Genomic DNA, 20,877 nt, shown 5'->3' on the forward strand with positions numbered 1-20,877 from the left:
TTGGGGGCGGGGGGGGGGGGGGCCCTGTGGCGGGGGCCGGCCGGGGCGGGGGCCCGCCATGGGGGGGGGGGGGCGGGGCGCGTGCGCCGGCCACCCCCGCCCCCCGGCACGTCACCGCGAGCAGTATCGGAGTCATGCTGTGGTCGGACCCCGAGAACAACCCGCCCAAGGACATGCGGGACATGCAGGTGAAGATGCGCCGTGCGGGACTCGTCCTCGCCCTGGCGATGGTCGTGGCGATGTTCGTCCTCGGCCTGCGCTGACCCTCACCGGCCAAGGCTCACCGGCTGAGGCTCACCGGCTGGAACTCGCTACGCTGGCCGCATGAGTGATCAGCCCCGCCGTCTCGTCCTCGCCTCCAAGTCCCCCGCGAGGCTCGGCCTCCTGCGCCAGGCCGGTCTCGCCCCCGAGGTGATCGTCAGCGGGGTCGACGAGGACGCCATCTCCGCACCGACCCCCGCCGAGCTCGCCGTCGCCCTGGCCGAGGCCAAGGCGTCGGTCGTCTCCGCGCGCCCGGACGCGAAGGGCGCCCTGGTCGTCGGCTGCGACTCGGTCCTCGAACTGGACGGCGAAGCGCTGGGCAAGCCCGCCGACGCCGAGGAGGCCACCGCCCGCTGGAAGTCCATGCGCGGACGCGCGGGCATCCTGCAGACCGGCCACTGTGTGTACGACACCGTGGCAGGACGGCATGTGTCGGCGCTCGCCTCGACCGTCGTCCGCTTCGGTGAACCCTCGGACGAGGAGGTCGCCGCCTACGTGGCGAGCGGCGAACCGCTGCACGTGGCGGGCGCGTTCACGCTCGACGGCCGCTCGGCCCCCTTCATCGACTCGATCGAGGGCGACCACGGCAACGTCATCGGCCTCTCGCTGCCGCTGCTCCGCCGCCTCCTCGCCGAACTGGGCGTCGGCATCACGGAGTTGTGGGCGAAGTAGCCCCAGGAGGCCTCGTCCGGGCTCAGGCGGGCTGTGGGGCGCCGTTCTCCGGTGCGCCGCCGCCCGCTTCCCCGTTGCCGACGCGCGGCTCGCCGAAGGCCGCGTCGGGCTTCTTGTCGTACGCCACGAGGGTCAGGACGATCAGGCCCAGCACGACCATCATGAAGACGAAGGCGGCCCAGCCCACCAGGCCGATCGAGAACGCCCCGAGCACGCCGTGCACCACGGCGGCGCTGATCAGGAGCAGCCGCCCGAAGCGGCCCGGCGCGCGGTCGCGGATCGCCGAGCGCAGCATGATGACGCCGCACAGCGCGAGATAGAGGCCGAAGAGGCCGCCCGCGATCCACGTCGACACGGACATCGCGTGCGGGTCGAGCCCGGCGAGCGACATGTCCTGCTTGTTCACGACGAGCCCCAGGAACCAGTTGAGCAACGCGATGCCCACCGCCTCCACCAGGAGCACGATCGCGCCCACCCAGGCCACCGGTCTACGCGCCACGGCGCCCACCCTCTTCCGCTGTTACCGCTAGTACGCCCGCCCGTCGCCCGACCGCCACCCCTCGACGGGGCACTCCGGGCCACGAGCCTTCTTTCAGCATCGCGAACGCTACTAACGGGTAAACCAGGGGACAAGAGCTGTGCCGAAGGCAAAGAATCATTGGGCCATTCGTAGGGACTCCACAAAGAATGCCCCTCTGCCGCAGCGCGCTCTCACAGAGACCTTGACCACACCGGCGCGTTAGTCTCACCGGAAGGGACCCTGCGTACCGTGGTGCGACAAGGGATTTCGCGGACGGGCAGGCCCCGGATCACGCTCCGTGTGGGCAAGCTCACCACTGGGGACGGGTCGAAAGGTCGTGTCGGCAGTCCCTAAACTCGGCTTGTTTCAAGGAGGGAGCCATCGTGCGCAAGGTGCTCATCGCCAACCGTGGCGAAATCGCTGTCCGCGTTGCTCGGGCATGCCGGGATGCAGGGATCGCGAGCGTAGCCGTCTACGCAGATCCTGACCGGGACGCTCTGCATGTACGCGCGGCAGATGAGGCGTTCGCCCTGGGCGGTGACACTCCGGCCACCAGCTACCTGGATATTTCCAAGGTGCTGGCCGCGGCCAAGGATGCGGGGGCGGATGCGATCCACCCCGGTTACGGCTTCCTTTCGGAGAACGCCGACTTCGCCCAGGCCGTGCTGGACGCGGATCTGATCTGGATCGGACCGCCGCCGCAGGCCATCCGTGACCTGGGGGACAAGGTCGCCGCCCGGCACATCGCGCAGCGCGCGGGTGCCCCGCTGGTGGCCGGTACGCCCGATCCCGTCAGCGGGTCCGACGAGGTCGTGGCCTTCGCCGAGGAACACGGCCTGCCGATCGCGATCAAGGCCGCCTTCGGTGGCGGCGGGCGCGGTCTGAAGGTGGCCCGGACCCTCGAAGAGGTCCCCGAGCTGTACGACTCCGCGGTGCGCGAGGCCGTGGCCGCCTTCGGCCGCGGCGAGTGCTTCGTGGAGCGCTACCTCGACAAGCCGCGGCACGTGGAGACCCAGTGCCTGGCCGACCAGCACGGCAACGTGGTCGTCGTCTCCACCCGTGACTGCTCGCTGCAGCGCCGCCACCAGAAGCTGGTGGAGGAGGCGCCCGCGCCGTTCCTGAGCGAGGCCCAGACCGCCGAGCTGTACGCGGCGTCCAAGGCCATCCTCAAGGAAGCCGGCTATGTGGGCGCCGGCACCGTGGAGTTCCTCGTCGGCACCGACGGCACGATCTCCTTCCTGGAGGTCAACACCCGTCTGCAGGTGGAGCACCCGGTCACCGAAGAGGTCGCGGGCATCGACCTGGTCCGCGAGATGTTCCGCGTCGCCGACGGCGAGGAACTGGGCTACGGCGACCCCGAACTGCGCGGCCACTCCTTCGAGTTCCGCATCAACGGCGAGGACCCGGGCCGCGGCTTCCTGCCCGCGCCGGGCACCGTGACCCTCTTCGACCCGCCGTCGGGTCCCGGCGTGCGCCTGGACGCGGGCGTCGAGTCCGGCTCGGTGATCGGCCCGGCGTGGGACTCGCTCCTGGCCAAGCTGATCGTGACCGGCGCGACGCGCGAGCAGGCCCTGCAGCGGGCCGCGCGCGCCCTCGACGAGTTCACCGTGGAGGGCATGGCCACGGCCATCCCCTTCCACCGTGCGGTCGTCAAGGACCCGGCCTTCGCCCCCGAACTGACCGGCTCCGCCGACCCGTTCACGATCCACACCCGCTGGATCGAGACCGAGTTCGTCAACGAGATCCCCGCGTTCGCCGCGGCGGTCGACACCGAGACGGACGAGGAGCCGGGCCGCGAGACGGTCGTCGTCGAGGTGGGCGGCAAGCGCCTGGAGGTCTCGCTCCCCTCCTCGCTCGGCATGACCATCGCCCGCACCGCCGCCGCGGGCGGCGCCCGCCCCAAGCGGCGCGCGGCGAAGAAGTCCGGCCCCGCGGCCTCCGGTGACACCCTCGCGTCGCCCATGCAGGGCACGATCGTCAAGATCGCGGTCGAGGAGGGCCAGGAGGTCCAGGAAGGCGACCTGGTCGTCGTCCTGGAGGCCATGAAGATGGAACAGCCCCTGAACGCGCACCGCTCGGGCACGATCAAGGGCCTCACGGCGGAGGTGGGCGCGAGCCTGACCTCCGGCGCGGTCATCTGCGAGATCAAGGACTGATCCGCGGAGCGTTTCTCTTACGCTGGCCGGGCTGGAGCATCCAGCCCGGCCAGCGAGGTATTCAGCCCGTCCGGCGATTGAGGACGAACTCGGCGGAGCCGGTGATCGACGGTACGCACGCTTCGGGCAGACTTGAGCCACGCGTACGTTCAGGGAGGCACGCCATGGCAGAGAGCCCGCAAGAGCGCCCCCGCTTGAAAAGAGCTGACGCGCGCCGCAACTACGACCGGCTTCTCGCCCAGGCGCGCGCGGCCTTCGCCGAACACGGCACTGACGCCTCCCTGGAGGACATCGCCCGCCACGCGAACGTAGGCATCGGCACCCTCTACCGCCACTTCCCCAACCGGCACGCTTTGATGAGCGCCGTCTTCGAAGAGGCGGTGAGCGATCTCCTCGACCACTCCTACGCGCTGCTCAAGGACCCGCACCCCTGCTCGGCCCTGGTGACCTGGCTCCGCGCCATCATCACTCATGCGGGTGAGTACCGCGGGCTCTCCCGCGCCCTCATGTCGGCGTCGCACGACGACAGTTCGGCACTCTCCCGGTGCAGCAGGCCGATGCGCGAGGCGGGCACGGCCCTGCTCGTGCGGGCGCAACAAGCCGGTGCCGTACGCCACGGCGTCTCGATCGGCGATCTGATGCAGCTGACCAACGCGATCGCGCTGGCCGCCGAAGAGACCCCCGACGAGCCCGAGTTGGCCGACCGCCTTCTGATGCTGACCCTGCGCGGCCTGAAGCCCGAAGGCTCGGCGCCCGAAGGGCCGGCACCCGAAGAGCCCGTTCAGGGCCCGGTGGCCGGTTCAACGGCGGCGTAGATCCGCCACCCGCGCGGACCGCTCCCCGGGCTGCTGCTCCCCGAGCACCGCACTGCGCAACTGCGCCCCAGGGCCCGCCCCGTGACCACCGTGGTTACGGCGCTGGCCCGGCAGGGGCACGTCCCGGCGCTGCTGTCGCGCCGGGACGGAATCCACCCCTGATCCGGAGTTGGAGCTCGCGCTCCCGCCCGCGACCGCGATCTGTACGCCCTGGTCAGCCAGGGCCTGCAGTTCGGTGGCCGCACGGTCGTCGTGCGTGGGTGGTTCGTCCGTGACCAGGCGGGTGATGACGTCCGTCGGCACCGTCTGGAACATCGTGTCGGTGCCGAGCTTGGTGTGGTCGGCGAGGACCACGACCTCGGCCGCCGCCTGGACGAGCGCACGGTCCACGCTCGCCGAGAGCATGTTGGACGTGGAGAGGCCGCGCTCGGCGGTCAGACCACTGCCCGACAGGAAGGCGCGCGAGACCCGCAGACCTTGCAGGGACTGTTCGGCCCCGCTGCCCACGAGCGCGTAGTTGGATCCGCGCAGAGTGCCGCCGGTCATGACGACCTCGACGCGGTTGGCATGGGCCAAGGCCTGTGCCACCAGGAGGGAATTGGTGACGACGGTCAGACCGGGCACCCGCGCGAGCCGTCGGGCCAGCTCTTGCGTGGTCGTACCCGCCCCGACGACGATGGCTTCGCCTTCTTCGACGAGTCCCGCCGCGAGATCGGCGATAGCCGTCTTCTCGGCGGTCGCGAGATGTGATTTCTGCGGAAAGCCGGACTCCCGCGTGAATCCGCCCGGCAATACCGCACCGCCATGTCTGCGGTCGAGGAGTCCTTCTGCCTCCAGCGCGCGCACGTCCCGCCGTACGGTCACTTCGGAGGTCTGGACGACGCGGGCGAGCTCCCGGAGCGATACAGCTCCGTTGGCCCGCACCATTTCGAGGATCAATTGGCGACGTTCTGCAGCGAACACGAAACTGACAGTAACCCCAACGACCGTCTGCTTTCAGCAGTTTGCGCCGAATTGCAGAAGTTGTTCGCACGGCTGGTCGCGAAGTGGTATAGGGCCTATCCGTGCCGCCTATGCCGGGCGAATGGGACGCGACAGCCCGTGACCTGCGCAGAGTTAATACCCGCTCGAAACCCGATCAGTCGCCGTTCAACCGACGATCTGTCCGCGATCAGCCTTCGCCCGCCGACTTCCGCGTGTGGAGTTGACGCGCGACCTCCGCGATCGACCCCGAAAGGGATGGATACACGGTGAAAGCGTTCGCGATCTGCTCGACCGTCAGATTGTTGTCGACCGCGATCGCGATGGGGTGGATCAGTTCCGAAGCGCGCGGCGCGACGACCACACCGCCCACCACGATGCCCGTACCCGGGCGACAGAAGATCTTGACGAAGCCGTCGCGGATGCCCTGCATCTTGGCGCGCGGGTTGCGCAGGAGCGGCAGCTTCACGACACGGGCGTCGATCTTGCCGCCGTCGACGTCCGACTGGCTGTAGCCGACGGTCGCGATCTCGGGGTCGGTGAAGACGTTCGACGACACGGTCTTCAGGTTCAGCGGCTGCACCGCGTCGCCCAGGAAGTGGTACATCGCGATGCGCCCCTGCATGGCGGCGACGGAGGCGAGCGCGAAGATCCCGGTCACGTCACCGGCGGCGTACACACCGGGCGCCGACGTACGCGACACCTTGTCGGTCCAGATGTGCCCCGAGTCCTTGAGCCGGACCCCGGCCTTCTCAAGGCCCATGCCACTGCTGTTGGGGATGGCGCCCACGGCCATCAGGCAGTGCGTACCGGAGATGACGCGGCCGTCGTCGAGCGTCACCTCCACGCGGTCGCCCACACGCTTGGCGGAGGCGGCGCGCGAGCGCGACATGACGTTCATGCCGCGGCGCCTGAAGACGTCCTCGAGGACGGCGGCGGCGTCCGGGTCCTCGCCGGGCAGCACGCGGTCACGGCTGGATACGAGCGTGACGTTGGATCCGAGCGCCTGATAGGCACCCGCGAATTCGGCACCGGTGACACCGGAGCCGACCACGATGAGTTCCTCGGGGAGCTCGTCCAGGTCGTACACCTGGGTCCAGTTCAGGATCCGCTCGCCGTCGGGCAGCGCGTCGGGGACCTCGCGCGGGTGCCCGCCGGTGGCGATGAGCACGGCGTCGGCGACGAGGGTCTCCTCGGTGCCGTCGGCCGCGCGCACGACGACCTTGCGCGAACCGTCGGTGTCCTGCTGGCCCTCCAGGCGGCCACGGCCGCGCAGCACCCGCGCACCCGCGCGGGTGACGGAGGCGGTGATGTCGTGGGACTGCGCGAGCGCGAGGCGCTTCACACGCCGGTTGACCTTGCCCAGGTCCACGCCGACGACGCGCGCGGGAGTGTCGATGTGCGGAGTGTCGTCCGCGACGATGATGCCGAGCTCCTCGTACGAGGAGTCGAAGCTTGTCATCACCTCGGCCGTGGCGATCAGAGTCTTGGACGGGACGCAGTCGGTGAGCACCGACGCCCCGCCCAGACCGTCGCAGTCGACGACGGTCACCTCCGCGCCGAGCTGGGCGGCAACGAGTGCCGCCTCGTATCCGCCGGGTCCGCCGCCAATGATCACGATCCGAGTCACGTACTCCATTGTCCCGCACGCTTCAAGGTGCTTCGCCCCGGGGGCTCCATCCGGGCCGTTCCTCCCACATGTCCGCTACATGAGCGACTGCACGGACGGCTACGTGCCTGGGCCGTTCTTCCTACAAGAAGGGCGCTTCCGTACCGGAGGGACACACGCGTCGCCTGCCGTACCCTCGACCACATGTCGCTCTACGCCGCGTACGCTGGCAATCTGGATCCGCGGCTCATGTCACGCCGCGCCCCTCACTCGCCACTGCGCCAGACCGGCTGGCTGAACGGCTGGCGGCTGACGTTCGGCGGGGAGCACATGGGGTGGGAGGGCGCGCTCGCGACCATCGTCGAGGCGCCGCGCTCACAGGTCTTCGTGACGCTCTACGACGTCGCCCCCATGGACGAGGACTCCATGGACCGGTGGGAGGGCGTGGGGCTCGACATCTACCGCCGGATGCGGGTGCGGGTGCACACCCTCGACGGCGAGGAACCCGCCTGGGTGTACGTCCTCAACGGATACGAGGGCGGGCTGCCATCGGCGCGCTATCTGGGCGAGCTGGCGGACGCGGCGGAGACCGCGGGAGCGCCCCACGACTACGTGATGGAACTCCGCAAGCGCCCTTGCTAGGCCCACTTCTTCCCCCTTCTGGGCTGCTGTTCTTCGCCCTTCTTCGCTGCTCTTCTTCGCTCTTCTCCGCTCTTCTTCGCCGGCTCCGGGCCTCTCGTCGGAAACGACAAGACAACGATCCGAATCCCGTGAGCATCGTCATCTACGCGCGTAGGGCGTGAGCGGCTACTCTCATCCGCGTGAACGCTTCAGTTATTCCGGACGACATCCAGGGCGACCCCTACGCCGCCGCCGACGCCGCCGCCGCGCGCCTGCGTGAGCTGACGGGCGCCGAGACCCACGACGTAGCCCTGGTGATGGGCTCCGGCTGGGCACCGGCGGTGGACGCGCTCGGCGTGCCCGACGCCGAGTTCCCCGTCACCGAGCTGCCCGGCTTCCCGCCTCCGGCGGTGGAGGGACACGGCGGCCGCATCCGCTCCTTCAAGGTCGGTGACAAGCGCGCGCTCGTCTTCCTTGGCCGCACCCACTACTACGAGGGCCGTGGCGTCGCCGCCGTGGCACACGGCGTGCGCACCGCGGTGGCCGCGGGCTGCAAGACGATCGTGCTGACGAACGGCTGCGGCGGCCTGCGCGAGGGCATGCGCCCCGGCCAGCCGGTCCTGATCAGCGATCACCTGAACCTGACGGCCACGTCGCCGATCGTCGGCGCGAACTTCGTGGACCTCACGGACCTGTACTCCCCGCGCCTGCGCGCCCTCTGCAAGGAGGTCGACCCCTCCCTCGAAGAGGGCGTCTACGCACAGTTCCCCGGCCCGCACTACGAGACCCCGGCCGAGGTCCGCATGGCCCGCACGATCGGTGCGGACCTGGTGGGCATGTCGACGGTCCTCGAGGCGATCGCCGCGCGCGAGGCAGGCGCGGAGGTACTCGGTATCTCTCTGGTCACGAACCTCGCAGCGGGCATGACGGGCGAGCCGCTGAACCATGAGGAGGTGCTCCAGGCGGGCCGCGACAGTGCTACCCGCATGGGGGAGCTGCTCGGTCAGGTGCTGGGGCGTATCTGATTTTCGCTGGCGGGGGCGCCTTTGCTGGCGGGGGCGCCTTTGCATGGGGGCGCTGTCTTGTATGAGGGCGCTGCCTTGCCTGGCGGGGTCCTGCCTGGAGCGCTGTCTTGCCTGGCGGAGCCCTCTGCCCCGGGGACGCCTTGTTTGGCGGGGACCTCTGCCTGACGGGGCTCCGCGCACTTCGCCCGGCACCCTGCGATGGCCGCTGCCGCACAGGCTTTCCCGCCCACCCGCCCGATCACCCCGCATCATCGGCCAAGCGCACAAGCCCTCCCACGCCCCCCGGGGCACCTACCCGACCCGGGGCAATCGGGCGCGTGGGCGGGGGGGGCATCCGCCGCGCAGCGGCCGGACAGGAAACGCCTGCCCCACCCAAGACAATCGGCCGGGCGGATGGGCGGGAGACAGCCGCCGCGCGACGGTGGGACAGGGGAGACCGCCGACCCCACCGGGTAGGCGTACCCCGCACAGGCAGAAAGCCCCGCAGGGCAGGCACCCGGGCCCAGCAATAGAACTCCGCATACGAGAGGCTGAAGAAACGTGCTGGACGACTCTGAACTCATCGCCCGCGCCCAGACCTGGCTGGCCGAGGACCCGGACCCCGAGACCCGCGAGGAACTCGCGAAGCTCATCGACACCGCGGACACCGAAGAGCTGGCCGCCCGTTTCAGCGGCACCCTCCAGTTCGGCACCGCGGGCCTCCGCGGCGAGCTCGGCGCGGGCCCCATGCGCATGAACCGCTCCGTGGTCATCCGCGCGGCAGCGGGCCTCGCCGCGTACCTCAAGTCCAAGGGCCAGACCGACGGCCTCGTGGTGATCGGCTACGACGCCCGCCACAAGTCGACGGACTTCGCCCGCGACACCGCGGCCGTCATGACCGGCGCGGGCCTCAGGGCAGCGGTACTCCCCCGCCCCCTCCCCACCCCCGTACTGGCCTTCGCCATAAGGCACCTCGGCGCGGTCGCGGGCGTAGAGGTCACGGCGAGCCACAACCCCCCGCGCGACAACGGCTACAAGGTCTACCTGGGCGACGGCTCCCAGATCGTCCCGCCCTCGGACGCGGAGATCGCCGCGCGGATCGACGCCGTCGCCACGCTCCACGACGTCCCCCGCCCCGAGTCCGGCTGGCAGACCCTCACGGACGACGTCCTGAACGCCTACCTGGCCCGCACGGACGCCGTCCTGGCCCCGGACTCCCCCCGTACGGCCCGCACGGTCTACACGGCGATGCACGGCGTCGGCAAGGACACCCTCCTGGCCGCGTTCGCCCGAGCAGGCTTCCCCGCGCCCGCCCTCGTCGCCGAGCAGGCGGAGCCCGACCCGGACTTTCCCACGGTCGCGTTCCCCAACCCGGAGGAGCCGGGCGCGATGGACCTCTCCTTCGCGAAGGCCCGCGAGGTGGACCCGGACCTGATCATCGCCAACGACCCGGACGCGGACCGCTGCGCGGCGGCGGTCAAGGACGGCACGGACTGGCGCATGCTCCGGGGCGACGAGGTCGGCGCGCTCCTGGCGGCCCATCTCGTACGCCGAGGCGCCCGCGGCACGTTCGCCGAGTCGATCGTGTCCTCCTCCCTCCTGGGCCGGATCGCGGAGAAGGCGGGCCTCCCGTACGAGGAGACCCTCACCGGCTTCAAGTGGATCGCCCGCGTCGAGGGCCTGCGCTACGGCTACGAAGAGGCCCTCGGCTACTGCGTGGACCCCGAAGGCGTACGCGACAAGGACGGCATCACGGCGGCGCTCCTGCTCACGGAGCTGGCGTCCGGGCTCAAGGAGCAGGGCCGCACGCTGCTCGACCTCCTGGACGACCTGGCCGTGGAGCACGGCCTGCACGCCACCGACCAGTTGTCGGCCCGCGTGGAGGACCTGTCCCTGATCGCGGACGCGATGCGCCGCCTGCGCGAGCAGCCGCCGACGGCGCTCGCGGGCCTGCCCGTGACGAAGGCCGAGGACCTGACGCGGGGCACGGACACGCTGCCGCCCACGGACGGCCTGCGCTACACGCTCGACGGGGCCCGCGTCATCGTGCGCCCGAGTGGCACGGAGCCGAAGATCAAGTGCTACCTGGAGGTGGTGGTCCCGGTGACGGCGAAGGCCGACCTGCCCGCCGCCCGCGCCACGGCGACGGACCTCCTCTCGGCGATCAAGCGCGACCTGTCGGCGGCCGCGGGCATCTGACGAACGGCTGAGGACGGCTGAGGACGGCTGAGGACGGCTGAGGACGGCTGAGGCGGGCGGCCACAGCCGCCACCCGCCGCCACCCGTCCGAGTGGTTCCCCCGACGCGGCTGCCGCGACGATCCGTGCGCTGCCGGTCCCCCAGGAAGGGTGACCGGCAGCGCACGATCACGTTCCGGGAGCTGCCGCAGTGCCGTACGGACCGACCCCAGACACCTCGACCGCCTCGGCGCCCACCGCCGCACCCGGGATCATCCACCCGTCCCGCCCTCCCCGCATTTCCCCGAAGCGCCCCGCCCGCGCCCTTGGGCACGCGTCCCCCGCACTCCTCGCGTACGCCGCCGTACGCCTCTTCGGCGCCCTGGTCTTCGCCCTCTGGGCACGCGGGGAGCACCGGGACGTCTGGCACCTCCTGGCGGAGTCATGGGACTGCGACTGGTACCTGAAGATCGCCGACACCGGGTACACGCACACGCTGGGCACCCGGATCGACGCGAACAACCTCGCGTTCTTCCCGCTGCACCCCCTGCTCATCAGGGCGGGCAGCGTGCTCGTGCCGGGGCCGCGCGGGGCCGTGGGGCTCGCGGTCGCCGTCGTCTGCTCGTTCCTCGCGGCGTGGGGGATCTTCGCGGTGGGCGACCGGCTGTACGGACGCAGGGCGGGCGTCCTGCTCGCCGCGCTCTGGGGCTCGCTCCCCGTCGCGCTCGTGCAGTGGATGGGCTACACGGAGTCGCTCTTCACGGCACTCACCGCGTGGGCGCTGTACGCCGTACTCACCGGGCGCTGGATCTGGGCGGGCACGCTGGCCGCGCTCGCGGGCCTGACCCGCCCCACGGGTGTCGCGCTCGCGGCCGCGGTCTCCCTGACGGCGCTGCTCACGCTGTGGCGCCAAGGACGTCAGGAACGCCCGGAAGAGGGCCGACGTATCGCGCTCCGCACCCTTCTGGGCGCCCTGATCGCCCCGCTCGGCTGGCTTTCGTACGTCGCCTGGGTGGGGGTCCGGCTCGGGCGCTGGGACGGCTACTTCGCCGTACAGGCGCTGTGGCACAACGAGTGGGACGGCGGGGTGGGAACCCTGCGGACCGTGCGGGACCTGCTGTCGGTCGAGCGTCCGCAGCTGTTCCTGATGATGGTGACGGCGACACTGCTCGCGTCCGCGGCGCTGTTCGTCCTGTCGGTGGGCGACCGGCAGCCGCTGCCCCTGCTGCTCTTCACGGGGCTGCTGCTCCTGATCGTCCTCGGCAGCAAGGGCGTCTACTTCCCCCGGGCCCGCTTCCTGCTCCCCGCCTTCCCTCTGCTGCTGCCGCTCGCGGCGGCGCTGGCGCGGGCGCGCGCGCATGTCGCCGTCACGGTGCTGGTGGCGGCGGCAGTGACATCGGCGGCGTTCGGCGGCCACATGCTGCTGGGCTGGCACGGCCCGCCGTAGGCAGGTGAGCCTCCGATGAGCACGTGCGCCCTCCGAGCCCGATGGCCCTCCTAGCCGATGGCGAACAGCACCACGAGCAGCACCGCCCCGACCACGGCGGGGGCGATGACCTCGTAGCCCCAGCGCACCGCGGGCTCGCCCTGCGCCGACTCCGCGCCGACCCGCTGCTCGGAGAGTTCGCGCAGGTCGTCCATGATCTGGTCGCCGGGTGCGCGCAGGGAGTGCGCCTCGGCGGGCCGCCGCGCGTTCACGACGCTCGGATCACCGGCCGCCGCCCCCTGCGACTTCCTCCGGGAGGCCTTCTTGCGGCCGCGCAGGGAGACCGGGATGGCCCAGAGCTGGTACTTGGTGCCGGACTGGGTGAAGACCTCGTTCGAGTACCCGGAGCGGAGACCCGAGACGGACGCCCAAGGCAGCGTGATGGTCCTGAAGGGGTTCCGGATGCGGAGCCGGTCGTCGTTGGCGTACACGGCGGGGCGCACGGTGAAGGCGACGACGAGCGGCACCGCGAGGAGCAGTCCGGCGAGCGCGAGCCACGGGGTGCGGCCCTCGCCCCGGATCATCGCGTCGATGCCGAGCCAGCCGCCGAGGGCGAGCAGCAGGACGCCTCCGGCGATACCGCCGGACGACCGGAAGGTCCGGTCCTTGTACTCGGGGTGCTCGGGCTCCACCACGGGGGGCTGGGGGTCGGTCATACCCCTGATTCTGCCTGAACCCGCCGGGAGTCCGCCGGGAGCCCCACGGGAGCCGCAGGTGATCCCTGGGTGAGCCACTGGGTGAGCCCTAGGGGCGAGCGCCCTCCCGAAGTGGGGGCAACCCACTCGTCACCCGCCCTCTGTACAGCCGCTACGCGCGTAGATATGCTCCCCTCGTGACCATGCCCAATGCATCCGCACCTGCACACGCACTGACCGACGCCACGGCGTCGGACCGCACGCTGCGCCGCTTCCTCCACGGGCTGCCCGGCGTCGACACGGTCGGCCTGGAGGCACGCGCCGCCTCGCTCGGCACCCGTTCGATCAAGACGACGGCGAAGGCGTACGCCATCGATCTCGCCATCTCGATGATCGACCTGACGACGCTGGAGGGCGCCGACACCCCGGGCAAGGTCCGGGCGCTCGGCGCGAAGGCCGTGCACCCGGATCCGACCGACCGCGGCACCCCCAGGACCGCCGCGGTCTGCGTCTATCCGGACATGGTGGCCACCGCCAAGGAGACCGTCGGCGACAGCGGCGTCAAGGTCGCCTCCGTCGCGACCGCCTTCCCCGCGGGCCGCGCCGCCATCGGCGTGAAGCTCGGCGACGTCCGCGAGGCCGTCGCGGCGGGTGCCGACGAGATCGACATGGTCATCGACCGCGGCGCCTTCCTCGCGGGTGACTACATGACGGTGTTCGAGCAGATCCGCGCCGTGAAGGAAGCATCCGGCGAGGCCCGGCTCAAGGTCATCTTCGAGACCGGCGAGCTGTCCACGTACGACAACATCCGCCGTGCGTCCTGGATCGGCATGCTCGCGGGCGCGGACTTCATCAAGACCTCGACCGGCAAGGTCGGCGTCAACGCGACCCCCGCGAACACCCTCCTGATGCTGGAGGCCGTGCGCGACTTCCGCGAGCAGACCGGCGTGCAGATCGGCGTGAAGCCGGCGGGCGGCATCCGCACCTCCAAGGACGCGATCAAGTTCCTCGTCCTGGTGAACGAGACCGCGGGCGCGGACTGGCTGGACAACCACTGGTTCCGCTTCGGCGCCTCATCGCTCCTCAACGACCTGCTGATGCAGCGCCAGAAGCTGGCCACGGGCCGCTACTCCGGCCCCGACTACGTGACGGTGGACTGACCCATGACTTCCACACCTTCGGCTTCCACGGCCTTTGAGTACGCCCCCGCCCCGGAGTCCCGCTCCGTCGTCGACATCGCGCCGTCGTACGGCCTGTTCATCGACGGCGAGTTCGTGGAGGCCGCGGACGGCAAGGTCTTCAAGACCGTCTCGCCCTCCACCGAAGAGGTCCTCTCCGAAGTCGCGCGGGCCTCCTCCGAGGACGTCGACCGCGCGGTGAAGGCCGCCCGCAAGGCCTTCGAGAAGTGGTCGGCCCTTCCGGGCGCCGAGCGCGCCAAGTACCTCTTCCGTATCGCGCGGATCATCCAGGAGCGCAGCCGCGAACTGGCCGTCCTGGAGACCCTCGACAACGGAAAGCCCATCAAGGAGACGCGCGACGCCGACCTCCCCCTGGTCGCCGCGCACTTCTTCTACTACGCGGGCTGGGCCGACAAGCTCGACCACGCGGGATACGGCGCGGACCCGAGGCCGCTCGGTGTCGCGGGCCAGGTCATCCCCTGGAACTTCCCGCTCCTGATGCTGGCCTGGAAGATCGCCCCGGCCCTCGCGACAGGCAACACGGTCGTCCTGAAGCCCGCCGAGACCACTCCCCTGAGCGCCCTGTTCTTCGCGGACATCTGCCGCCAGGCGGGCCTGCCCAAGGGCGTCGTCAACATCCTTCCCGGGTACGGCGACGCGGGCGCGGCCCTGACCGCCCACCCGGACGTGGACAAGGTCGCCTTCACCGGCTCGACCGCCGTCGGCAAGGCCATCGCCCGTCAGGTCGCGGGCACGGACAAGAAGGTCACGCTCGAACTGGGCGGCAAGGGTGCGAACATCGTCTTCGACGACGCCCCCATCGACCAGGCCGTCGAGGGCATCGTCACCGGCATCTTCTTCAACCAGGGCCAGGTCTGCTGCGCGGGCTCGCGCCTCCTCGTACAGGAATCGGTCCAGGACGAGGTGCTCGACGCCCTGAAGCGGCGCCTGACCACCCTGCGTCTGGGCGACCCGCTCGACAAGAACACGGACATCGGCGCGATCAACTCCGCCGAGCAGCTCGCCCGTATCACCGCGCTCACCGAGACGGGCGAGGCGGAGGGCGCCGAGCGCTGGTCCGCCCCGTGCGAACTCCCCTCGTCCGGCTACTGGTTCGCGCCGACGCTCTTCACGAACGTCACGCAGGCGCACACCGTCGCCCGCGACGAGATCTTCGGCCCGGTGCTCTCGGTCCTCACCTTCCGTACGCCGGAAGAGGCCGTCGCCAAGGCCAACAACACCCAGTACGGCCTCTCCGCCGGCATCTGGACGGAGAAGGGCTCCCGCATCCTCGCGGTCGCCGATCGCCTGCGCGCGGGCGTCATCTGGGCCAACACGTTCAACAAGTTCGACCCGACCTCGCCCTTCGGCGGCTACAAGGAATCGGGTTACGGCCGCGAGGGCGGCCGCCACGGTCTGGAGGCTTACCTCGATGTCTGAGCAGCGATTGAGCGTCTTCAAGACCTACAAGCTGTACGTCGGGGGCAAGTTCCCCCGCAGCGAGAGCGGCCGGGTGTACGAGGTGACGACAGGAACATCTGCCACGGCGGGGAAGGGCAAGTGGCTGGCCAACGCCCCGCTGTCGTCCCGCAAGGACGCGCGTGACGCCGTCGTGGCCGCGCGCAAGGCGCAGGGCGGCTGGGCGGGCAGGACGGCCTACCTGCGCGGTCAGATCCTCTACCGCGTCGCGGAGATGCTGGAGGGCCGCAGGGACCAGTTCGTCCGTGAGGTCGCCGAGGCGGAGGGCCTGTCCAAGTCCAAGGCCGCCGCCGTCGTGGACGCGGCGATCGACCGCTGGGTCTGGTACGCGGGCTGGACCGACAAGGTCGCCCAGATCGTGGGCGGCACAAACCCTGTCGCGGGCCCCTTCTTCAACCTCTCGTCGCCGGAGCCGACGGGCGTGGTGACGGTCGTCGCCCCGCAGAAGTCGTCGTTCCTCGGCCTGGTCTCGGTGATCGCCCCGGTGATCGCGACGGGCAACACGGCCGTGGTGATCGCCAGCGAGGACTCCCCGCTCCCGGCGCTCTCGCTCGGCGAGGTGCTCGCCACGTCCGACCTGCCGGGCGGCGTCGTGAACATCCTGTCCGGCAGGACGGCGGAGATCACCCCGTCGCTCGCCGCGCACCAGGACGTGAACGCGATCGACCTCGCGGGCGTCGAGGACGACGTGCTGGCGAAGGAGCTTGAGGTCGCCGCGGCGGACAACCTCAAGCGCGTCCTGCGTCCACAGCCTGTGGACTGGTCGGCGGATCCCGGCACACACCGCCTGACGGCCTTCCTGGAGACCAAGACGGTCTGGCACCCCACGGGCTCGCTCGGCGCGTCCGGCTCCTCGTACTGAGCCGCTGGAACCAACCGGCCCCGGCCTTCCTCCGTCCAGGAGGCCGGGGCTTCGCCTTGTGGCCGCGCTCTCAGATGCCCAGCCGGGCCGCGATCCCGTCCAGGACGCAGTCGAGGCCCGTCTCGAACGTCCAGGTGGCGTCGTCCTTGCGCCGCGACCGCAGACCGTAGCGCCGGTAGGTGGGGTAGCGCCCGGTCTCCATGAGGTACGTCATCTGCGGCGCGAGGCCCATGCGGGTCTCGGCCCCTGACGACCAGCCCTCGGCCTGCGTCCACTCAAGGAGGGCCACCTCGGACGAGGCCGCGCCGTGCGCGTAGGCGCTGACCGTGCGGAAGGCCATCATCATCGTGTCCTCATCGAGCCCGAGACCGTCAAGGGACGCCAACTGCCGCTCGGCGATGGCCATCCGGCCCGGCGTGAGCACGAACAGGGCCGTGGGCAGCTGACCCACCCACGGGTGGCGCAGCATCATCTCCCGGGTCAGCAGGGCGAAGGCCCGCAGCACCTCACGCCACTCGGTCATCCCCTCGGGGATCCGGTGCTCGGCGGCCACCCACTCGGCCATCAGCGCCCACAGGTCGTCCTTGCCCGAGACGTGCCGGTACGCGGCCATGGGCGCGACCCCCAGCTCGGTGGCGAGGCGCCGCATGGTGACGGCGGCGAAGCCCTCCGCGTCGGCGACCCGTACGGCCACGGCACCGATCCGCTCCAGCGACAGCGACGCCCGTGGCGCGGCCACCGGCTGTTCGAGGCGCTCCCAGAGCGACTTGTCCGGCGCCGCCTTGCCGTCCTTCTGCTGGCCAGCCACAGCCGGGCCCCTCTCGTCGTCGGTCGTGGGCGTACAGCGTATCCCGTAGTAGACGCTGTACACATGGCGCGTGTACGTTGTACGCGGCTAGATACGCCGTACACATCCAAGCGTTCCCAGGGGGTCCCCCATGTCCAGCAGCAGCCGAACCAGCACTCCTCTCCGCGTGGCCGTCATCGTCGCCAGCACCCGAGAGGGCCGGTTCGCGCCGGTCGTCACCCGGTGGCTGACCGCCCATCTCGACCAGCGCGACGACATGACCACCGATGTCGTCGACCTCACCGAGACCCCGCTGCCCACCGTCTTCCCCGCCTTCGGGCAGCCGCCCGCACCCGGCACCGAGGAGGCCCTCGCCCTGGTCTCGCCGCGCCTCGCGGCGGCCGACGCGTTCCTCTTCGTCACGCCGGAGTACAACCACAGCTTCCCGGCGTCCCTGAAGAACGCCGTCGACTGGCACAACACGGAGTGGCACGGGAAGCCGATCGGCTTCGTCTCCTACGGCGGACTCTCCGGCGGCCTGCGCGCGGTCGAGCAACTGCGCCTGGTCATGGCCGAGTTGAACGCCACGACCATCCGCAACACGGTCAGCTTCCACAACGCCTTCGGCCGCTTCGGCGAGGACGGCTCCGTCGACGACCCCGCGGTCGACACGGCGGCCAAGTCGCTGCTCGACCAACTGGCCTGGTGGGCGCACGCCCTGCGGGACGCCAAGTCCCGTACCCCGTACGCCGCGTGACGCGAAGCCCGCCACTCATCACCAGGGGGAGCAGCCATGAGCCAGACCACGGATACGACGGATACGACGAACACCACGGGCCCCGAGGCCGCCGGACCACCGCCCTCCGGCCAGCCGCTCATCGACAAACCGCCCACCGACAAGCCACCCGTCAACGAGAGCGGGCCGTCGAAGCTCGTCCTCTTCGGACTGCTCCTCGGCCTGATGCTCGGACTGCTCGACGGCACGATCGTGGGCACCGCCCTGCCCACGATCGTCGGCGATCTCGGCGGCCTCGATCACCTCTCGTGGGTGGTGACGGCCTACCTGCTCACGGCCTCGGTCTCCACGCCCATCTGGGGAAAGCTCGGCGATCTGTACGGACGCAAGGGCGGTTTCATCTGCTCCATCGCCGTGTTCCTCGCGGGCTCGGTCCTCTCCGGGCTCGCCCAGGACATGGGCCAGCTCATCGCCTTCCGCGCCGTGCAGGGCCTCGGCGCGGGCGGTCTGATGGTCGGCGCCATCTCGATCATCGGCGTCATGCTGCCGCCGTCACAGGCGGGCCGCTCGCAGTCGATGGTCGGCGCGATGATGCCCGTGGCGCTGGTCGGCGGGCCACTGCTCGGCGGCTTCCTCACCGACCAGCTGGACTGGCGCTGGGTCTTCTACGTCAACGTGCCCGTCGGCGGGCTCGCCCTGCTCATCATCGGCCTGCGCCTGCACCTGCGCACCGAGCGCGTCACGGCCCGCATCGACTTCGCGGGCGCCGCGCTGCTCTCCACGGGAATCCTCGCCCTGACGCTGCTCGGCAGTTGGGGCGGGACGACGTACGGATGGACGTCGCCGCAGATCCTCGGGCTCGGCGTGACCGGCGCGGGATCCCTGATCTGGTTCGCACGGGTCGAGCGGCGGGCCGCCGAACCGATCATCCCGCCCCGGCTCTTCGCCGACCGCAACTTCACGCTCGCCCAGGTCCTCACGTTCCTGGCGGGCGCGGCGATGCTCGCGGCCTCCGCCTACCTGCCGCAGTACATGCAGTTCGTACGCGGCGCCTCGTCGACTGCCAGCGGCATGCTGCTGCTCCCGCTGATGGCGGGCATGTTCGGGGCGCAGCTCCTGCTCGGCCGGATCACGTCCAACGGCGGCGGCTACCGCGCCTACACCATCGCCGGCGGCGCGGCGACGGCCGTCGGCGGCCTCGCGCTCCTCGGCGTCGGCGCGGACACCCCCACCGCCGTGACATCCGCCCTGACGTTCGTGCTCGGCGCGGGCATGGGCCTCCTGATCCAGAGCACCCTGCTCATCACCATCAACAGCGCGGAGCCGCGCGACATGGGCGCCGCCACCGGCACCACCACCCTCCTGCGCACGATCGGCGGCTCGCTGGGCATCGCCGTCATGGGCGCCGTCTACGCGAACCGGCTGACGTCGGGCGGCATGCCGGACGGCGGCACCTCATGGACGCCCGAGGCGGTCCACGAGATGCCGGACGAGGTACGGGAAGCGGTACGCGCGGCGGTCACCAGCGGCATGCACGGTGTGGTCCTGGGCGCCGCGCTGCTCGGGACACTGGCCTTCGCGGTGGCGTGGCTGGTGCGGGAAGTCCCCCTGCGGAAGGACTGACAGGGGGGGGTGACTCCGCGTCGTGGACCGGCCGGGCCAGGTGCCGACCGGGCCAGGTGCCGACCGGACAAGGGACTAGCCGGGCAGCAGCGTCGTGGCCTGGCCCACGACCGGCAGTTCGCTCAGCGATCCGCCACTGGTCAGCGGGGCCGTCAGCGGCGCCGTCGAGACCGGCTTGAAGTCCGCGATCTTGGTGCCCACCGCGTTGTCCAGCGGGTCGGACCCGGTGCCCGCGAGCGGGTTGAGCTTCAGGTCCTTGATGGGCCCGAGCCCCCCGGCGGTGACCTCCCGCACCGCCCGGAGCACCCCCTCACCGGCCGCCGGCAGGTTGTCGGACGCCTGGGGCGCGGGTACGGGCGCGGCGCTCGCCGTCGCGGCGCCGCCGATGCCGAGTGCCGTGCCCGCGATGCTCACCGTCAGACCCGCGCGCAGCAGGGCGCGGGAGAGGTGCTTGGAGGCTGTTGCGTGCCGTGCCATGGGTACCGCCCATATCCTCTTGAGTAATCAGATGCCCACGTAGCGTAGTTGAGGTGGGATGTGGGTACCAAAGCCCTACCCGTCGGGTCGCCTGGGCGGCTCAATGCCGCACACTGGTCTCTCGTGAGTTCCCATCTCCCGATACCCACCCGAGTCGTACTGCTCGCCGGCCCCTCCGGTTCAGGCAAGTCGTCGTTCGCCACCCGCTCCGGGCTGCCCGTCCTGTGCCTCGACGACTTCTACAAGGAGGGTGACGACCCGACACTGCCGCAGGTACCCGGCAGCACGGACATCGACTGGGACTCCCCCGCGTCCTGGGACGCGGACGTCGCCCTCGCCGCCATCGAGCGGCTGTGCCGTACGGGACGTACAAGCGTTCCTCTCTACGACATCTCCACCAGTTCGCGTACGGGCGAGTCCGCGATGGACATCGAGCGCACGCCGCTCTTCATCGCGGAGGGCATCTTCGCGGCGGACATCGTGGAGCGGTGCCGGGAGATCGGTGTGCTCGCCGACGCGATCTGTCTGCGCGGCCGGCCCTCCACCACCTTCCGGCGGCGGCTTCTGCGGGATCTGCGCGAGGGCCGCAAGTCCGTGGCGTTCCTGCTGCGCCGCGGGTGGCGGCTGATGCGCGCCGAGCGCGCCATCGTCGCCCGGCAGACCGCGCTGGGCGCTCATCCCTGTGGAAAGGACGAGGCCTTGGGGCGGCTCGCCGCCGCCGCGGCCGGACGGTGCGTCAAGGCTCGGGGAGCCGTTCTCTAGAACGCGCGCCTCGCACGAGAAGCAGCAACAGAGGCG

General features: G+C 70.9%; 20 protein-coding genes. 14 read left to right on the forward strand and 6 right to left on the reverse strand.

What is annotated here, in order from left to right; genetic code table 11:
• Positions 1–134 precede the first annotated feature (134 nt).
• Both mmpB and ACFVXC_RS11265 read left to right on the forward strand, forming a co-directional pair.
• The gene (gene mmpB / locus ACFVXC_RS11260) at positions 135–263 is read left to right on the forward strand and encodes a morphogenic membrane protein MmpB (protein WP_389903963.1); all 129 of its coding nucleotides are present in this window, start codon (positions 135–137) and stop codon (positions 261–263) included.
• 61 nt (positions 264–324) lie between these two features.
• Complete coding sequence (locus ACFVXC_RS11265) at positions 325–933, forward strand: nucleoside triphosphate pyrophosphatase (protein ID WP_389903965.1); 609 nt, start codon at positions 325–327, stop codon at positions 931–933.
• 22 nt (positions 934–955) lie between these two features.
• On the opposite strand, the gene ACFVXC_RS11270 is transcribed toward ACFVXC_RS11265, so the two are convergent.
• Positions 956–1,432 (reverse strand): hypothetical protein, encoded by a 477-nt coding sequence (locus ACFVXC_RS11270; protein WP_389903968.1) that lies wholly within the window; start codon positions 1,430–1,432, stop codon positions 956–958.
• 404 nt (positions 1,433–1,836) lie between these two features.
• On the opposite strand from ACFVXC_RS11270, the gene ACFVXC_RS11275 reads away from it, so the two are divergent.
• Positions 1,837–3,609, forward strand: coding sequence for an acetyl/propionyl/methylcrotonyl-CoA carboxylase subunit alpha (locus ACFVXC_RS11275; protein WP_389903970.1), 1,773 nt, complete (start codon positions 1,837–1,839; stop codon positions 3,607–3,609).
• A gap of 164 nt (positions 3,610–3,773) precedes the next feature.
• Entirely contained in the window at positions 3,774–4,424 is a 651-nt protein-coding gene (locus tag ACFVXC_RS11280) for a TetR/AcrR family transcriptional regulator (RefSeq protein ID WP_389903971.1), read from the forward strand.
• Here the strand turns inward: ACFVXC_RS11280 and ACFVXC_RS11285 are convergent.
• Positions 4,410–5,387 carry a DeoR/GlpR family DNA-binding transcription regulator gene (locus ACFVXC_RS11285; RefSeq protein WP_389903973.1) on the reverse strand — a complete coding sequence of 326 codons (978 nt, stop codon included), beginning with the start codon at positions 5,385–5,387 and terminating at the stop codon, positions 4,410–4,412. The two genes, ACFVXC_RS11280 and ACFVXC_RS11285, sit on opposite strands and share 15 nt — an antisense overlap.
• 208 nt (positions 5,388–5,595) lie before the next feature.
• Entirely contained in the window at positions 5,596–7,044 is a 1,449-nt protein-coding gene (locus ACFVXC_RS11290; RefSeq protein WP_389903976.1) for an NAD(P)H-quinone dehydrogenase, read from the reverse strand.
• A 174-nt stretch (positions 7,045–7,218) separates the two neighbouring features.
• Here ACFVXC_RS11290 and ACFVXC_RS11295 point away from each other — a divergent pair, with 174 nt between their 5' ends.
• The 4 genes from ACFVXC_RS11295 (at position 7,219) to ACFVXC_RS11310 (ending at position 12,263) form a co-directional block, all read left to right on the forward strand.
• A complete protein-coding gene (locus tag ACFVXC_RS11295; protein WP_249588135.1) occupies positions 7,219–7,656 on the forward strand; it encodes a gamma-glutamylcyclotransferase in 438 nt (145 codons plus the stop codon).
• Positions 7,657–7,835: 179 nt separating this feature from the next.
• Positions 7,836–8,660, forward strand: a complete 825-nt coding sequence (locus ACFVXC_RS11300; RefSeq protein WP_389903977.1) for a purine-nucleoside phosphorylase — start codon at positions 7,836–7,838, stop codon at positions 8,658–8,660.
• 543 nt (positions 8,661–9,203) lie between these two features.
• Positions 9,204–10,838, forward strand: coding sequence for a phospho-sugar mutase (locus ACFVXC_RS11305; protein ID WP_389904441.1), 1,635 nt, complete (start codon positions 9,204–9,206; stop codon positions 10,836–10,838).
• A gap of 189 nt (positions 10,839–11,027) precedes the next feature.
• Positions 11,028–12,263, forward strand: coding sequence for a glycosyltransferase family 39 protein (locus ACFVXC_RS11310; protein ID WP_389903979.1), 1,236 nt, complete (start codon positions 11,028–11,030; stop codon positions 12,261–12,263).
• 50 nt (positions 12,264–12,313) lie between these two features.
• On the opposite strand, the gene ACFVXC_RS11315 is transcribed toward ACFVXC_RS11310, so the two are convergent.
• Positions 12,314–12,958 carry a PH domain-containing protein gene (locus ACFVXC_RS11315; protein WP_389903980.1) on the reverse strand — a complete coding sequence of 215 codons (645 nt, stop codon included), beginning with the start codon at positions 12,956–12,958 and terminating at the stop codon, positions 12,314–12,316.
• 182 nt (positions 12,959–13,140) lie between these two features.
• Between ACFVXC_RS11315 and deoC the strand changes: the two genes are divergently transcribed.
• From deoC to ACFVXC_RS11330, 3 genes are read left to right on the forward strand one after another with little or no spacing between them, the layout of a single operon-like run.
• On the forward strand, positions 13,141–14,097 hold the full coding sequence (deoC, locus tag ACFVXC_RS11320) for a deoxyribose-phosphate aldolase (RefSeq protein WP_389904444.1): 957 nt from the start codon (positions 13,141–13,143) through the stop codon (positions 14,095–14,097).
• Positions 14,098–14,100: 3 nt separating this feature from the next.
• Positions 14,101–15,555 carry an aldehyde dehydrogenase family protein gene (locus ACFVXC_RS11325; RefSeq protein WP_389903981.1) on the forward strand — a complete coding sequence of 485 codons (1,455 nt, stop codon included), beginning with the start codon at positions 14,101–14,103 and terminating at the stop codon, positions 15,553–15,555.
• Positions 15,548–16,456 (forward strand): aldehyde dehydrogenase family protein, encoded by a 909-nt coding sequence (locus tag ACFVXC_RS11330; protein ID WP_389903983.1) that lies wholly within the window; start codon positions 15,548–15,550, stop codon positions 16,454–16,456. The genes ACFVXC_RS11325 and ACFVXC_RS11330 overlap by 8 nt, the downstream gene beginning before the upstream one ends.
• Positions 16,457–16,526: 70 nt before the next feature.
• On the opposite strand, the gene ACFVXC_RS11335 is transcribed toward ACFVXC_RS11330, so the two are convergent.
• Entirely contained in the window at positions 16,527–17,264 is a 738-nt protein-coding gene (locus ACFVXC_RS11335) for a TetR/AcrR family transcriptional regulator (protein ID WP_389903986.1), read from the reverse strand.
• A 130-nt stretch (positions 17,265–17,394) separates the two neighbouring features.
• Here ACFVXC_RS11335 and ACFVXC_RS11340 point away from each other — a divergent pair, with 130 nt between their 5' ends.
• Together ACFVXC_RS11340 and ACFVXC_RS11345 are read left to right on the forward strand one after the other, a co-directional pair.
• The gene (locus ACFVXC_RS11340) at positions 17,395–18,000 is read left to right on the forward strand and encodes an NADPH-dependent FMN reductase (RefSeq protein WP_389903989.1); all 606 of its coding nucleotides are present in this window, start codon (positions 17,395–17,397) and stop codon (positions 17,998–18,000) included.
• A 36-nt stretch (positions 18,001–18,036) separates the two neighbouring features.
• Positions 18,037–19,602 carry an MDR family MFS transporter gene (locus ACFVXC_RS11345; protein ID WP_389903992.1) on the forward strand — a complete coding sequence of 522 codons (1,566 nt, stop codon included), beginning with the start codon at positions 18,037–18,039 and terminating at the stop codon, positions 19,600–19,602.
• Positions 19,603–19,677: 75 nt separating this feature from the next.
• Here the strand turns inward: ACFVXC_RS11345 and ACFVXC_RS11350 are convergent, their stop codons facing one another.
• The gene (locus ACFVXC_RS11350) at positions 19,678–20,079 is read right to left on the reverse strand and encodes a hypothetical protein (RefSeq protein WP_389903995.1); all 402 of its coding nucleotides are present in this window, start codon (positions 20,077–20,079) and stop codon (positions 19,678–19,680) included.
• 123 nt (positions 20,080–20,202) lie between these two features.
• Between ACFVXC_RS11350 and ACFVXC_RS11355 the strand changes: the two genes are divergently transcribed.
• Positions 20,203–20,841, forward strand: coding sequence for a uridine kinase (locus tag ACFVXC_RS11355; protein WP_389903996.1), 639 nt, complete (start codon positions 20,203–20,205; stop codon positions 20,839–20,841).
• Positions 20,842–20,877 lie beyond the last annotated feature (36 nt).

Source organism: Streptomyces sp. NPDC058257 (genome assembly GCF_042881845.1).
Classification (GTDB): domain Bacteria; phylum Actinomycetota; class Actinomycetes; order Streptomycetales; family Streptomycetaceae; genus Streptomyces.

Excerpts from the sequence above, each read along its gene's own strand:
- ACFVXC_RS11345 (WP_389903992.1), top strand. The coding sequence starts at position 18,037 with ATGAGCCAGACCACGGATACGACGGATACGACGAACACCACGGGCCCC.
- mmpB (WP_389903963.1), top strand. The coding sequence starts at position 135 with ATGCTGTGGTCGGACCCCGAGAACAACCCGCCCAAGGACATGCGGGAC.
- ACFVXC_RS11325 (WP_389903981.1), top strand. The coding sequence starts at position 14,101 with ATGACTTCCACACCTTCGGCTTCCACGGCCTTTGAGTACGCCCCCGCC.
- ACFVXC_RS11265 (WP_389903965.1), top strand. The coding sequence starts at position 325 with ATGAGTGATCAGCCCCGCCGTCTCGTCCTCGCCTCCAAGTCCCCCGCG.
- ACFVXC_RS11350 (WP_389903995.1), bottom strand. The coding sequence starts at position 20,079 with ATGGCACGGCACGCAACAGCCTCCAAGCACCTCTCCCGCGCCCTGCTG.
- ACFVXC_RS11340 (WP_389903989.1), top strand. The coding sequence starts at position 17,395 with ATGTCCAGCAGCAGCCGAACCAGCACTCCTCTCCGCGTGGCCGTCATC.
- deoC (WP_389904444.1), top strand. The coding sequence starts at position 13,141 with ATGCCCAATGCATCCGCACCTGCACACGCACTGACCGACGCCACGGCG.
- ACFVXC_RS11295 (WP_249588135.1), top strand. The coding sequence starts at position 7,219 with ATGTCGCTCTACGCCGCGTACGCTGGCAATCTGGATCCGCGGCTCATG.
- ACFVXC_RS11280 (WP_389903971.1), top strand. The coding sequence starts at position 3,774 with ATGGCAGAGAGCCCGCAAGAGCGCCCCCGCTTGAAAAGAGCTGACGCG.
- ACFVXC_RS11330 (WP_389903983.1), top strand. The coding sequence starts at position 15,548 with ATGTCTGAGCAGCGATTGAGCGTCTTCAAGACCTACAAGCTGTACGTC.
- ACFVXC_RS11315 (WP_389903980.1), bottom strand. The coding sequence starts at position 12,958 with ATGACCGACCCCCAGCCCCCCGTGGTGGAGCCCGAGCACCCCGAGTAC.
- ACFVXC_RS11290 (WP_389903976.1), bottom strand. The coding sequence starts at position 7,044 with ATGGAGTACGTGACTCGGATCGTGATCATTGGCGGCGGACCCGGCGGA.